10 protein-coding genes are annotated in these 14427 nt (G+C 64.8%); 5 read left to right on the forward strand and 5 right to left on the reverse strand.

Annotated features, from left to right (window positions below):
* Positions 1 to 3 precede the first annotated feature (3 nt).
* Both QF819_02600 and QF819_02605 read left to right on the forward strand, forming a co-directional pair.
* Complete coding sequence (locus tag QF819_02600; GenBank protein ID MDP6802051.1) at positions 4 to 1497, forward strand: pyridoxal-5'-phosphate-dependent protein subunit beta; 1494 nt, start codon at positions 4 to 6, stop codon at positions 1495 to 1497.
* On the forward strand, positions 1446 to 2915 hold the full coding sequence (locus QF819_02605; GenBank protein ID MDP6802052.1) for a pyridoxal-phosphate dependent enzyme: 1470 nt from the start codon (positions 1446 to 1448) through the stop codon (positions 2913 to 2915). Before QF819_02600 ends, QF819_02605 begins: the two co-directional genes overlap by 52 nt.
* Before the next feature lie 18 nt (positions 2916 to 2933).
* Here QF819_02605 and ygeW read toward each other — a convergent pair whose 3' ends face one another.
* The 5 genes from ygeW to QF819_02630 all read right to left on the reverse strand — a co-directional run bounded on the left by ygeW (position 2934) and on the right by QF819_02630 (position 10091).
* The gene (ygeW, locus tag QF819_02610) at positions 2934 to 4124 is read right to left on the reverse strand and encodes a knotted carbamoyltransferase YgeW (GenBank protein MDP6802053.1); all 1191 of its coding nucleotides are present in this window, start codon (positions 4122 to 4124) and stop codon (positions 2934 to 2936) included.
* Positions 4125 to 4138: 14 nt separating this feature from the next.
* Positions 4139 to 5359 (reverse strand): YgeY family selenium metabolism-linked hydrolase, encoded by a 1221-nt coding sequence (locus QF819_02615; protein MDP6802054.1) that lies wholly within the window; start codon positions 5357 to 5359, stop codon positions 4139 to 4141.
* 76 nt (positions 5360 to 5435) lie between these two features.
* Positions 5436 to 7385 (reverse strand): glutamate synthase, encoded by a 1950-nt coding sequence (locus QF819_02620; GenBank protein MDP6802055.1) that lies wholly within the window; start codon positions 7383 to 7385, stop codon positions 5436 to 5438.
* On the reverse strand, positions 7385 to 9334 hold the full coding sequence (gene acs / locus QF819_02625; protein MDP6802056.1) for an acetate--CoA ligase: 1950 nt from the start codon (positions 9332 to 9334) through the stop codon (positions 7385 to 7387). The genes QF819_02620 and acs overlap by 1 nt, the downstream gene beginning before the upstream one ends.
* A gap of 148 nt (positions 9335 to 9482) precedes the next feature.
* Positions 9483 to 10091, reverse strand: coding sequence for a hypothetical protein (locus tag QF819_02630; GenBank protein ID MDP6802057.1), 609 nt, complete (start codon positions 10089 to 10091; stop codon positions 9483 to 9485).
* Between the two features lie 183 nt (positions 10092 to 10274).
* Here QF819_02630 and QF819_02635 point away from each other — a divergent pair, with 183 nt between their 5' ends.
* From QF819_02635 to QF819_02645, 3 genes are all read left to right on the forward strand, one after another.
* The gene (locus QF819_02635; GenBank protein MDP6802058.1) at positions 10275 to 10631 is read left to right on the forward strand and encodes a hypothetical protein; all 357 of its coding nucleotides are present in this window, start codon (positions 10275 to 10277) and stop codon (positions 10629 to 10631) included.
* A gap of 108 nt (positions 10632 to 10739) precedes the next feature.
* Positions 10740 to 11921: a PQQ-binding-like beta-propeller repeat protein gene (locus tag QF819_02640; GenBank protein MDP6802059.1), complete on the forward strand. Its 1182-nt coding sequence runs from the start codon at positions 10740 to 10742 to the stop codon at positions 11919 to 11921.
* Positions 11922 to 12281: 360 nt separating this feature from the next.
* The coding region (locus tag QF819_02645) for a C25 family cysteine peptidase (protein ID MDP6802060.1) at positions 12282 to 14427 on the forward strand (2146 nt) is incomplete at its 3' end.

A 14427-nucleotide genomic window follows, 5' to 3' on the forward strand; every position in this document is an offset into this window, starting at 1 on the left:
AGAATGGCCAAGCTGGGACTCGAGCGGGAGATCGTGGACCGCAATGTCTATGATCGAACCGTGGATCGATTTGCGGAAGCGTCGATCGTGCTGCCTCGATTTTCCGAACTGGCGGACCCCTCGACGATTCCCGTGTCCGTGGTCGAGGCTCTTGCGGAAGTGGACCCCGACGCCCCTCATCCGCTCAACCTCTTCCGCGTTCACTGGCATAACTCCTCGGACCGCCGCGGGTTCACGGAGATTCCGGACCATCTCGTGCTGCCCACTGAACTGACGGGTGTCGCCGCTCCGATTGTCGTCGCGCTCGGAAACCGATTCCCGATGATCCGTGCGCACAAGGTGCTGGCCGCGTACGCCTGCCTGGTGCCGCGCCTGATTACCGGGCAGTTCGACCCTACCCGGCATCGCGCGGTCTGGCCGTCCACTGGCAACTATTGTCGCGGTGGCATCGCCATCTCCCGCATTCTGGATTGCCATGGCGTGGCGGTCCTTCCGGAGGGGATGAGCCGGGAGCGCTTCGAGTGGCTGGAGAAGTGGGCGACGGACCCGGCGGACATCGTGCGCACGCCCGGGAGCGAAAGCAATGTGAAGGAGATCTACGACGAGTGCGCTCGTCTGGATGAAGACCCGGACACGATCATCTTCAACCAGTTCAGCGAGTTCGGAAACCACCTGGCGCACTTTCTGTGTACGGGTCGTGCGCTGGAGACCATCCATCGCTCGCTCGTGGAGAAGACGCCGGGGTGGACAGCCGCGGCGTTCGTGTCGGCGACCGGGTCCGCCGGGACCATTGCGGCCGGGGACTATCTGAAGGAGCGGTTCGGGTCGAAGACCGTGGCGGTCGAAGCACTGGAGTGCCCGACGCTTCTCTCGAATGGTTTTGGCGAACACAACATTCAGGGTATCGGCGACAAACACATTCCGCTCATCCACCATGTGATGAATACGGATTTCGTGGTCGCCGTCTCCGACCGCGCGACCGACTCGCTGAACCATCTCTTCTCGTCGACCGCCGGGCGGGACTACCTGCTGGCGCGACGCGGACTCTCCCCCGAGATGGCGGGGATGCTCCCGAACCTCGGGATTTCCGGGATCTGCAATGTTCTGGCAGCCATCAAGACGGCGAAGTACCTCCGTCTCGGTGCGACCGACGCCATCTACACCGTGGCGACCGACGGCGCGGAAATGTATGCGACGGAGCGTACGCGCACCGCCGAGCGGGACTTCCCGGGCGGGATCGACTCCGTTTCGGCGGCGGAAGCGTTCGGTCGGTATGCGCTGGGCGCGGGCGTGGACCATCTCCGGGAACTCACGCGTCCGGAACGGGACCGCGTGTTCAATCTGGGGTACTTCACCTGGGTCGAGCAGCAGGGTGTATCCCTTCACGACTTTGAACGCCGACGCACGCCGGAGTTCTGGCTGGGTCTGCGAGAGTGGATCCCCGCGTGGGACGACATGATCGACGCGTTCAACGCACGCGCACGCGGGAAGCCGTGACCAGCGGTCCGTTCCGGATGGTGTGCGCCGGGTGCGGTGCGGGGGTCCCGCCGGACGCTCCGCATCCGTTCCGCTGTCCCGAAGGACCGGCCGAAGCGGGAGATGTCGACCATGTCCTGGTGAGACTCCTGGACCCGGAACGCGTGGCCCCGCCTGACGAAGACCCCCAACCCTTCGTTCGCTATCGCACGCGCTTGAGGTCGTACCATCTGGCGCTCGCGCACGGGATGGACGATGCCGCGTTTGTGTCTCTCGTTCGCGAACTGGATGATGCCGTCGGGGCCGTCTGCGGAACCGGGTTCTTCGTGACGCCGTTCGCGCTCTCCCGGCAGGGTGCGGAGGCCGTCGGACTTTCGTCCGGAACGCTGCGCATCAAGGACGAAACGGGTCATGTGGGCGGGTCGCACAAGGCGCGCCATCTCTTCGGGATTCTGCTGCAGTTGGAGGTCGCCCGCCGCACGGGCCTGTTCTCCACGAAGGAGAAGGCGCCGCTCGCGATCGCCAGTTGCGGGAATGCGGCGCTGGCTGCCGCGATCGTCGCGAAGGCGGGGGGGCGAGCGCTCACGGTCTTCATCCCGACGGATGCGGATCCCGCAGTGGTGTCGGCGCTTCGCGAGCACGATGCGTCGCTCACGACCTGCGCACGAGAAGAAGGGGTGCCGGGGGATCCGTGCGTGACGCGGTTCCGGCAGGCGGTGGAGGGCGGCGCGCTTCCATTCACCTGCCAGGGACCGGAGAATGGACTTGCGATTGAGGGCGGACACACACTGGGTTGGGAGATGGCCGAAGTGCTCGCGGCCGAGGAGGGCCGTCTGGGTCATGTGCTGGTGCAGACAGGCGGCGGCGCACTCGCCAGCGGAGTCGCGGCGGGACTGGCGGAAGCGGCGGCGCTCGGTGTGCTGCCCCGCCTCCCGCGTGTTCACACGGTGCAGACGCGTGGCGCGTTTCCGCTGGAGCGGGCGTGGGACCGCGTGGCGTCGCGTGCGCTGGAAGCACTGCACGCGGAGGGTGCGTTGCCGCACGCGATCCCGGAGGGCGCCGCCGCGCGCGCGGATCTCCTGCGAACACACGCGGACTGGGCCGCCGTCGCTACGGAACTTGCGCACGCGGTCACGCACCGGGCGGAATACATGTGGCCGTGGGAGGGAACTCCCCGCAGCATCGCGACCGGGATTCTCGACGACGAGACCTACGACTGGTTCGCCGTCGTGTGCGGAATGATCCGAACGGGCGGTATCCCGGTGATCGTGAGCGAGGAGACGCTGGCGGATGCAAATGCCATTGCCCGGGAAGCGGTTGGAATCCGCGCGGACGCGACCGGTTCCGCGGGTCTTGCCGGGCTGATGCGGCTTGTTCGCGCGGGGGAGATCGGGGCCGAAGCCGATGTGGCGGTCCTCTTCACGGGAACGCTGCGCTGATCCCGGGCCGAGGTCCTGCTAGCGGCGGACGATTCCCCGATCCAGACAGCGGCCCAGAGCGGCGGCGGGATCCGCGAAACGCGTGTGCAGGATCATCGACGCGATCACGAACGGCTTGTGCGCCGCCTCCTGATAGGTGCCGAGCCGGGCTTTCTCGAACACCGACTCCGACACTTCTCCCGACTCGCAACTCACGCCCGTGATGTCCGCGGGCAGACAGTGCATGTAGGAGGCCTGACCGTTCTTCGTGCGTGCCATCTTCTCTTCGGTGCACTCCCAGTCCTGGAAACGCGCATTCTCGGCAAGGCACTCCCGTTCGAGTTCCTTCAGCGCGTTCGTTTCCCCGGCGCGGAGGAGTCGGGTCCTTTCGTGCATGACGCGAACCGGCGCCCAGCTCTTGGGGTAGACGATGTCCGCACCTTCAAACGCTTCGTCCATGGAGTGGACCACCGAGAAGGCGCCCCCGTTTGCCGCGGCGCCCCGGCGCGCGGCGTCCAGCGGTTCCTCTACGAGGCCGTATCCTTCCGGGTGCGCCAGGACGACATCCATTCCGAAGCGCGTCATGAGAGACACGACACCTTGCGGGACCGACAGCGGCTTTCCGTAACTGGGCGAGTAGGCCCAGGTCATGGCGATTCGCTTCCCGCGCAGTTCGTCCAATCCGCCGAAGGTCTCCATGAGGTGCCGAAGGTCGGACAGGCTCTGCGTCGGGTGGTCCAGATCGCACTGGAGGTTGATCACCGAAGGCCGCTGTGCCAGCACGCCCTCGCGCCGACTCTCTTCCACGGCTTCCGCGACTTCCTTCATGTAGGCGTGTCCCTCGCCCAGGAACATGTCGTCGCGGATGCCGATGGTCTCTGTGAGAAACGATATCATCGTTGCCGTCTCACGCACGGTCTCCCCGTGCGCAATCTGCGAAGTTCCCTCGTCGAGTTCTTCCGTCATGAGCCCGAGAAGATTCGCGCCGGACCGGAAGGAATAGCGCGTGCGTGTGGACTTGTCCCGGAAGATGGAGAGGGCGAGGCCGGTGTCAAAGAACCGCGCCGAGATGTTCGCCCGGTGGAGATCGCGCAGGATTTCCGCGCCGAGCAGGACGCTCCCCAGTGAGTCGTCGTCCACATCCCAGGTTCGCAGGAAGTCCCCGTCGTGGAGGCGGTTCTCCAGCGTCTCCATGGATCCGATGAGCGGGCGGATGTCGTTGTGGGTCACGGGGTCCTCCTGCGTTATGCGGGTACGGTGTCGAGATACACGAGCGGGAAGGTTGCGTAGAATGCGGCCGCTTTCGTGAGGTGTTCCACCGGGCACTGATCTTCGGGGCTGTGTGCGTGCGCCTCGTCGCCGGGGCCGAATCCGAATGTCGGGACGCCGAAAAGACCGCGCGTGGCGATCCCGTTGGTCGAAAAACCCCACTTGTCGATGACAGGTTCTGCGCCGAGGACGGACCTTGCCGCCTGTGCGGCCGCGACGATGACCGGGTCATCCTCCTCCAGCACCCAGGTGGGATAGTACTTCTTCGTGGGATAGGTGAGGCCGGTGTAGGCCTCCCGCGCATACTCCAGCACGGTGACGACCGCCCCTGATGCCGCGACCCCGGGGAGGCTCTCGATCTCGGCGACCGCGCTCTCCAGTGTCTCACCGCGCGTAAGGCGACGGTCGAGATGGATGGTGCAACTGTCGGCCACGGCGCACAGCGAAGGCGAAGTGGAACGGATGTCGGAAATGGTCACGGTGCCTTTGCCGAGAAAGGGGTCCGCGGTCGCGGCAAGATCCTCGTTCAGCTTCTCGATGTCCGCGATGATCGGCGCCATGTGGTACACCGCGTTCACCCCGCGTTCCGGCGCGGACCCGTGGCAGGAAAGGCCCTGAGTGCGAACTTCCATCTCCATTCTGCCCCGATGCCCGCGGTACACACCCAGCAGCGTGGGTTCCGTGATCACCACGACCTCCGGCTCCAGCACTTTCTCGCGGAGAATGTACTGCCAGCAGAGTCCGTCGCAGTCCTCTTCCAGCACCGTGCCGGTAATCCACAACTGGTAGTCGCCGTCCAGACCGAGTTCGCGGATGATCCGCGCCCCGTGGACCATGGAGGCCATTCCGCCTTCCTGATCTCCCGCCCCGCGTCCATAGACCGTGCCATCGCGAAGCTCCCCCCGGTAGGGATCGCGCGTCCATGTGGAGGGATCTCCCACGCCGACCGTGTCCAGGTGCGCATCCATTGCCAGAACGCGCTTTCCGGAGCCGATCCGGCCGAGGATGTTGCCCATTCCGTCGATACGGATCTCATCGAACCCGACGCTCTCCATTTCCTGCCGCACGCGCTCCACCACCGCGCGCTCATCCGCGCTCTCGGACGGAATGGCGATCATGTCGCGCAGAAACCGGACCATGTCAGGGGTGTACTCTTCGGCAAGCCTTGCGATGGCAGCGGCGTCAGGGAGCGTCATGGCAGTCTCCGATTGCGTGGATACCCCGCGCTCATCGCGGGGGAACCCGTGAATACACATCCGACCCGGCGGGTTGTCAAGCCGTCCCGGTCGCGATCCAGTTCGAAGCCCCGCCGCGGAGGACCGCTTCGGAGATTCTCACCACCAGATGGAATGGCCGAAGGTCCACTTCGCCCGCCGCATGACCGGAGACCGTCCCCGCGATATCACGCGGGTCAAATCGCAGCGCGAACCCCGTTCCCTCGTAGAGCGCGCCTTCGGGGTTCACCTCCACGAGGACTTCCTGCCCGGCGATACGAGCTCGCACGCGGATCCCGCCACCCCCCGGGTCTCCCGAAACCCCCACTGCGTGAAACCCGTCGGCGGGGGCCGCTTCCGCGAACGCCTCCGCGCTTCCGAAGAACCGGGGCTTTGCCAGATACGGCCCGCCATCCTCGGGACAGAACACATCGCAGTTTCCGCAGTCGTTGCAGAGATCCGCGAAGTTCCCGATCTGATTGGCCTTCTCCACCGGGAGAGGTTCGCCCGGGATGAGTTCCCATCCGGTGCTTGTCGCTCGAAGCACTCCGGTCGGGACCGGTTCGGCAGGCAACTCAAAGACGAAGTTGGCGGCGTTCGGGCAAGCGGGCAGGCACTTGTCGCAGTTGATGCAGTCGAAGAGGTGCAGCACGCTTCCGATCTTTCGTGGCGGCTTCGCGTTTTGTTCCTTTCGGTAGCGCGGATCCGCCGCCGCCCTCTTCGTGTACTCCCGCGTGTTCCGAAGTACGGCCTCGTCGCGCGGGCAATCTCCGGCCTCGCCGCGGACAAACTCGTCGATGGACCGGGCGCCAGCAGCCTCCATGCGCGTCTCCAGTTCGCGCAGGTACCCGGAGGCGCGAGCGTATCCTCCCGGTCGAAGGAGGTCGGTGCAGACCGTGACCGGCACCAGACCCAGCGATACCGCATCCGCGAAGTTCGCGCGGTCAATCCCGCCCGAAAAGGACACCGGAATGCCGGGCCCGAAGTGGTCGCGGAATCGACGCACAATCTCCATGGCGAGAACATGCAGCGGCGCACCGGAGAGATAAGCCTCGGGAGTCTCCGCAGGGAGAAACCCCGCGGAGTTCTCGACAAGGAGTGTGTTCGTGAACTTGACCCCGAAGCCCAACTCAAGGGATGAAGCCGTGGCGGACAGACGCTCCACCATCTGCGTCATGTCGTTCCAGGTCGTGTCCTTGCTAAAGGCACCCGGCGGTACTCGGATGTCCCGGTAGCCCATCACATCGTGAAGGAGGCGGTTCGTCTCATCCCGGCCGAGGAGCGTGGGGTTGAACTTCACCACGCAGTGCAGTTCGTGTTCGCGCAGCAGAAAGTCGACAATGCTCTCGATCTCATCCGGGGGGCACCCGTGGAATGTGCTCAGCGTCAGCGTGTCCGAGATGCATGTGGGGAGAGGGTCCGGAAGAAAGCGGTGAAAGGCGCGCGGTGTCTCCTTCACAAGACGAGCGACGACGGCCGATGCGTCTTTCATCCCGTCAAGGAAGCGACGCACGGGGGCGGAGCGGATGCCCGCGAGATCGTACCCCACGCTCATGTCGTACACCGTGTCGCCCTGTCCGGCCGGGAGCGAGAGCGCGCCGCTTTCGGAGAGCATCTGAATGAGGAGCGCGCCTTTGACATACTCCTCGAGAGATTCCGACAGGCGGAGCTCCTGCGACCACTCGATGTTGTATCCCACGGTCCGCATGTCGATGCACGGGCGCGGGATGGTGAGGCGATCGTTGATCTGAACGGTTTTCAACTCCAGGATGCGGCATCCGCCTGCCCACGCCAACACCATGTTCTGCGCCATCTGGGTGTGCGGGCCGGCCGCGGGTCCCAGCGGAGTCGATGCACGGTGTCCGTGGAAGTGGACGGATAGATCCAGCCCGGCTGTCCCCCGGTGGAACTTCTCCGCCGGGAGATCGAAGAGAGAGCCGCGCTCCGCCGGTTCCTGAAAAGCGCGTGTTACGAGTGCCTCGAAGGGGCGGGGGCGAAGTTCCGGCATCAGCCCTCGTCCGTCTCGTACTGATCGCGGAGTTTTCGCACGACGGCCGGATCCGCAAGCGTCGTGGTGTCTCCCAGCGTGCGCCCTTCGGCGATGTCACGAAGGAGCCGCCGCATGATCTTCCCGCTTCGTGTCTTCGGGAGTTCCGCCGTTGCGTAGATCTCATCCGGCCGGGCGAGCGCGCCGATCTTCTCCGCGACATGCCCCCGGATCTCGTCCATCTCCTCCTTCGATGTCTCCACCTTGCCACGCAAAGTGACGAACGCGGCGATCGCCTGTCCCTTGACGGGGTGCGTTCGACCCACCACTGCCGCTTCCGCCACATCCGCATGGTCTACGAGCGCGGACTCCACTTCCGTGGTGCTGATATTGTGTCCCGACACGAGCATGATGTCGTCCACGCGTCCCATCAGCCAGTAATAGCCGTCGCGATCGCGCTTGCAGCCGTCACCGGTGAAGTACATCCCCGGGAAGCGCGACCAGTAGACTTCCCGGTAACGGTCCGGGTCGCCATGGATGGTGCGGAGCATGGCAGGCCACGGCTTTCGCAGCACGAGATACCCGGCGTCTCCCAGCGGAACGCTCTTTCCGTTCTCATCCACGACATCCGGCTCGATTCCGGGGAAGGGGAATGTGGCGGACCCCGGGCGCGTGGTGGTGATTCCGGGGAGCGGGGTGATCATGATCATGCCGGTCTCCGTCTGCCACCAGGTGTCCACGATGGCGCACTTCTCGCGACCGATCGTGCGGTGGTACCACATCCAGGCTTCCGGATTGATCGGCTCACCGACCGACCCCAGAAGCCGTAGCGAGGAGAGGTCGTGTCGCTTCGGGTGCTCGTCTCCCCAGCGCATGAATGTGCGAATGGCGGTCGGAGCGGTGTAGAAGATGGAGACTCCGTACTTTTCGACGATCTCCCAGAAGCGATCCTTGCGAGGCCAGTCCGGTGAACCTTCGTACATGACCCCGGTCGCGCCGTTGGCAAGCGGTCCGTACACAATGTAGCTGTGGCCGGTCACCCATCCGATGTCCGCCGTGCACCAGTACACATCTTCTTCGCGGAGATCGAAGACCCAGCGGTGTGTGACGGCGGTCCCCACCATGTACCCGCCGGTCGTGTGTGCGATCCCCTTCGGTTTGCCGGTCGTGCCGGATGTGTAGAGGATGTAGAGCAAGTCCTCCGCGTCCATGACCTCGGGAGCGCACTTTGATCCGGCGGCGGCCATGAGGTCGTGCCACCAGTGATCGCGTCCTTCGTGCATGGGGGCGTTCGCGGCGTCTCCGATTCGGCGCACCACGACGACATGCTCTACTCCGGGGCATTGTTCCAGCGCTTCATCCGTGTTGCGTTTGAGCGGAACGATGTTCCCGCGGCGCCATCCACCGTCCGCCGTCACGACGACCTTTGAATCGGAATCGATCACGCGCTCGCGAATCGACTCAGGGCTGAAGCCGCCGAAGATCACCGAATGGGCGGCCCCGATGCGTGCGCACGCGAGCATCGCAATGGGAAGCTCCGGGACCATGCCGAGATAGATGGTGACTCGATCACCCTTGCCGACGCCCAGTGACTTCAGGACATTTGCGAAGCGCGACACTTCGCGAAGCAGATCGGCGTAGGTGAGAACCCGCTGATCGCCCGGTTCGCCCTCCCAGATGAATGCGGCTTTGTTGCGCCGCCAGGTTCGGACATGGCGATCCAGACAGTTCACCGTGATGTTGAGCTTCCCGCCAACGAACCACTTCGCCCAGGGGCAGTCCCAGTCCAGCACCTTCTCCCACGGCGAGGACCACTCGAATGAGGCGGCCTGTTCCGCCCAGAACGCCTCGGAGTCCCGGGCGGTTTCGTAGACCGCCGGGTCGGAGACGACGGCATTCTCCGCAAGCTCGGGAGGCGGGAGGAAGGTCCGGTTCTCGTGGAGGAGCGCGTCGATCGTCTTCTTCGCCATCGGTGGACTCCCGCGTGCGGGTGAGGGGGTTGGCTCACGGGGCAGTCTAGCAAGAGTGGGGCGGCTCGCGAACAGCAGAAGGGGGTCGACGCCAGACGCCGACCCCCCCCGTATTCCGCTCGCGCGGCCGACAGCGGCGAGATCCCGCCTAGTGGGTTCCCTTCGAGGCGCCGCAGGACGACTTCTTCGCGGCGGCTTTCTTCGACGGGCAGCATCCGCCCTTCTTGGGTGCCTTCTTCGTCGCCGCGCCGGACATGCCGCAGGACTTGCCCGAGGCCGCCGCGGAGGCGGTGGGGCAGTTTCCCTGCTTCATCGCGACGGCGCAGGCCACGGTGCCCATCATGTCGCAGTCGTCGGAGGCGGCGGCCAGAACCGTACCCGCTGTGGCGGACTCTTCCTTGCTGGCCGCACGGGAAGAGGTGGCGTCCACGACCCGGAGCGTCGGACAGAAGCTGCCCTCGACGACCACCAGACCGTCCGAAGCGGCAGTCGTGCCCGCGTAGTGGAGTTTCCAGCCGTTGAACTGATCCAGGGCGACCCCGTCGGTCGTGGCCATGCTGGCCACCTTCAGGATCTGGGCGCAATCGCTGGCACAGGCGGATGCGGGCTTCCCGGGGGTGTCCATGGCGGTGTGGAGACAGGCATTTTCACCGACGATGGTCACGCCCTCGATCTTGCAGGCGCCGGACGGACCGGAGACAAGGAAGGCTGCGACGATGGCGAGGCAGAAGGGTGCGAGAGCACGACAGATGCGCATGATGGCTCCTTGAAGCGCGTTCTTGTGGATCGGGACATTTTCCCGAAGGGCACAGACCGGACATTGTGGCGAAAATCGGAGCCGGGCGCAAGTGGAGTCCCGCGGTGGAATCCTGTAAACTGAACGAGGATTCAGATCAGAGATCTCCCCCCCGGGATTCCTCGCGCTTGAAGGAGCAGGTCTATGGCAAGGAGATCCACCCTTATCCTGATGCTGGGGTTCCTGGCGCCCGGTACCGCCTCGGGAGCGCCTGCTCTCGAGTGGTACGCCACCTACGACGGCGGCGGCGCCTACCACGATGTGGTCCGCGCGATTGCCGTAGACCCGGCCGGGAACCCGATTGCCGCCGGAGACAGCCACGACGGAGTGCTCGGCGCGGACATGGTCGTCCGCAAGTACGACCGCGCCACGGGTGCCGCTCAGTGGACCATCCGGCAGTCCGCGTTTGACACATCCAGCATCGAGGTCTGCGGGACGGGATGGGACAGCTGGGGGCGCCTCTTCGCCGGAGGAACGCTTCTCGGCTGCGGCTCCGGGTGAGACCACGGCGATGATATCGTCGTCCTGAAAACGGACGCCGAGGCCGGAGAGGTTCTCTGGTTTTCACACATCTCGCCCGCCGGAGTCCTGCACGAAAGCGCATACAAGATGGCGGTGGACCTCTCGGACCATGTGATCACGGTCGGGCGGGCCCAGAACGAGACGGGCACGGACGACTTCTACATGGCCCGCATCAACGGGATCAACGGAGCCTTGATGTGGGACATGCGCATCGACGGGGCGGACGGCATCGACGACACCGCCTGGGATGTGGAGATTGCGCCGGATGGCAACCCGGTGGCCACGGGCGTCGTTTTCAACTCGGACGGCACCGCTTCCACGCTGACGGCCAAGGTGAGCGTCTCAGACGGGTCGGTGCTCTGGTCGCGGACGATCCCCGGAGCCGTTCACGCCCAGGGGCGCATGGGCTGGATTGGAATCGACGCGGCGGGAGATTGCATCGTTGCGAACCGAATCTGGGAGTCCGCCACTTCCTACGATGTCACGCTCGTCAAGTTCGACGGAAGTACGGGCGCCACCATCTGGAGCACCCGATACAACGGCGCGGCGTCCGGATCCGACGATCCGCGCGGGATGACCCTCGACGCCGCCGGGAACGCCATCGTCTGTGGTGTCTCGATGGCGGACTACATGATCGTCGGGTTCGATGGAGCGACCGGCAGCGTTCTCTGGGAGGCGTCGTATGACGGCCCTCCCGGCTGGTATGATTCGGCGACGCAAGTCGAGGTGGGCCCCGGCGGGGAAGTGGTCGTGTCCGGATTCAGCGATGGAACCGGCTCCAGCTGGGACATGGCCACGGTGTGTCTGGACGGCCAGACCGGCACGGAACAGTGGGTCATGCGGTTCAACGGCGCCGACTCCATGACGGATGAGGCGTTTGCGGTGGCCTTCGGCTCGGACGGTGATCTGTTCGTTGGCGGATACAGCTATGCTCTCGCGACCGATATGGATCTGGCCGTCGTCCGGTACTCCCGATCACCCGGGACGGGAATCACCGGCTGGGCGGAGGGTGCTTCCCTCGCGGTCTGGCCGAATCCATTCCGCGGAACGGAAGTGGTGCGGATCGGCGGGGTCGGGATGACGGCCACGCCCTTCACCATCGTGGACGCGCTGGGACGGCGGGTCGCCCGGACGGAAGCGCCGACGAACGGGATCTCTTCCTGGAACGGGCGGGCCAGCGATGGTCGACTGGTGCCCTCAGGCGTCTACTTCGCGGTTCCGGGCGGTACGGCCCGGTCGGAGACGGTCCGGATCGTTCGATTGCGATAGCGCCCTGTTCCGTGCGTTCGGATGCGGCCCGGCCGGATGATACCGGCGGGGCCGCACCTGCGTGGGACCGGGGAGGCTCACCCGGGAAGGGGTGTGTTCCCCGCCCGGCTCAGCCGAGAGGCGTTCGACCCCCGACCGCGTTCTGGTCCCCTTCAAACTAGCCCCCAGTTCTTTTCTGCACCAGACTTGCCGGGAAGTGTGGCAGAATGGAGGGGTCTGTTTCCCGGTGAGGTCCGGGGGATCCTGCGCCTGTCCTGCGGACGCTGGCTCTCTCTACTTCTCCCCGGACTGCCCTGCGTCCGTCGGTTCCGGTTCCCGGCTCCGGCGGGATCGCTGCCTTCACGAAAGGACCCCCTTGTCATGAGAATCCCGAACATTGCATCTTGCGGGCTGACTGTACTGGCCGTGCTCTTTTCAGCGAGCTTTGCGACCGCTGCCCATCGCACTCTGGAGGTGTCCGGCGACGGAACCCGCATGGACGCGGTGTCGGATCGCGTGGACGAGCTGCGATTCTCGGTCCGCGTGGGCGAGATTTCAGCGTTGGATGTCGACACCCCCGAGGGCGCCTTCACCCGCCTTCTGATTCCGGGATTCCACGCTTCCCACGACATCGGAGCACCGGAACTTCCCCGCATGAACCGGCTCATCGAGGTTCCGCACGGCTCCGTCGCGAGAGTTGAGATTCTCTCAGTGGAGAGCCGCGAGGTGGACCTGGGAGATCATGGGATCACTCATCCGGTCTTCCCGGCTCAGCCGAGCATGCCGAAGGATGCATCTCCGTCCGAGTGGCCGTTTGTGTACGACCGCGATTCCTACGAGACGGATCTGGTGACGCACGAACTTGTGCAGGTCAAGAGCCTGGGGACCATGCGCGCCTTGGATCTGGGCCGCGTCGAGATTGCCCCGGTGGAATACCTGCCGCGTGCGAATCGGCTTCGTGTTCACGAGTCGATTGAGTTTCGCGTGGTCTTCGAGGGAGCGGATCATCACGCCGCGGCGCAGCGTCGCGCGGTCACGGAGAGTCCCTTCTTCGATGTGGTCTACGGCCAGGTAGCGCGACCGCGGGCGTTCCAGGATGCCTATCCGGATCGCGTGGCGGATGTTGTGACGATGGCTGTGGTCACTCCGCCGATGTTCGAAGCGCAGCTGGCCGACTTCGTGGACTGGAAGACGGAACGCGGGTTCCACATGGTCGTGGGTGTACTCGGGACCCCGGAGGTTGGAAGCACGACCACCTCCATCCAGTCGTGGCTGCACGGGCTGTACAACAACGCCACTCCGGAACTCCCCGCGCCGAGTTTCGTCCTCTTCGTGGGGGATGTGGAGCAGATGCCGACCTTCCAGGAGGCGGGGGACGCGACCGACCGTCCCTACTGCGCCGTGGACGGGGACATCGTTCCGGACATGTACTACGGGCGGTTTTCCGCGACGAACAGCAGCCAGCTTCAGGCCATTCTCGACAAGACGATGATGTACGACCAGTTCACCATGCCCGACCCAAGCTATCTGGGCGAAGTGGTGATGATCGCGGGCGTGGATGGAACCTACGGTCCCATACACGGCAACGGGCAGATCAACTACGGGACGGACAACTACTTCAACGCGGCCCACGGAATCCTGAGCCACACATACCTGTATCCGGCTTCCGGTTCGAGCGGGGCGGCCATCATTCAGGATGTCAGCAACGGTGTCTCGTATATCAACTATACGGCGCACGGCAGTACGACGCTCTGGGCGGATCCCGCGTTCACGCAGTCCGATGTCAACGGACTGACGAACTCCGGCCAGTACTGCATGGCTGTGGGGAACTGCTGCACCACCAGTGAGTACGATTATGGCGAGTGCTTTGCCGAGACCTGGATTCGGGCTGCCGACAAGGGCGCCATCGGCTATATCGGAGGAAGCAACTCCACCTACTGGGACGAGGACTTCTGGTGGGGCGTGGGATCGTGCCCTTCCGGGTCGATCGGAGCCAACCCGACCTATGCCGGGACCGGACTTGGTGCCTATGACGGCCTCTTCCACGACAACGGCGAAGCGGAGCATCTCTGGTATGTGACGAACGATGCCATCATCTTCTCCGGAAACCTCGCCGTCATGGAAGCGGCGTCGAGTCTTACGGACTACTACTGGAACATCTACAACCTGATGGGCGATCCCAGCCTTTCGACCTACATGGGTGTTCCGGACGCGAATCCTGTCTCTCACCTGCCGACGCTCTTTACCACGCTGAGCGCAGTGACGATTACGGCCGCTCCCGGGAGCTATGTCGGTCTGACGCAGGCCGGTACCTGGATCGCGGCGGGCACGGTGGACGCGACCGGTAGCATTGACCTTGCCGTGGTCCCGGGCACGCTCACTCCGGGCGTTGCCGCGAGGATTGTGGTCACTACCTCGGACAGGGAACCGTACATCGCGGATGTGCCGGTGATCGTTCCAGCGGTGGTCACTCTTTCTCCGTCATCCATCGACGCGAATGTGGCGACGGATGTGACGGTGACGGTGA

The organism is Gemmatimonadota bacterium, assembly GCA_030747075.1.
Classification (GTDB): domain Bacteria; phylum ARS69; class ARS69; order ARS69; family ARS69; genus ARS69.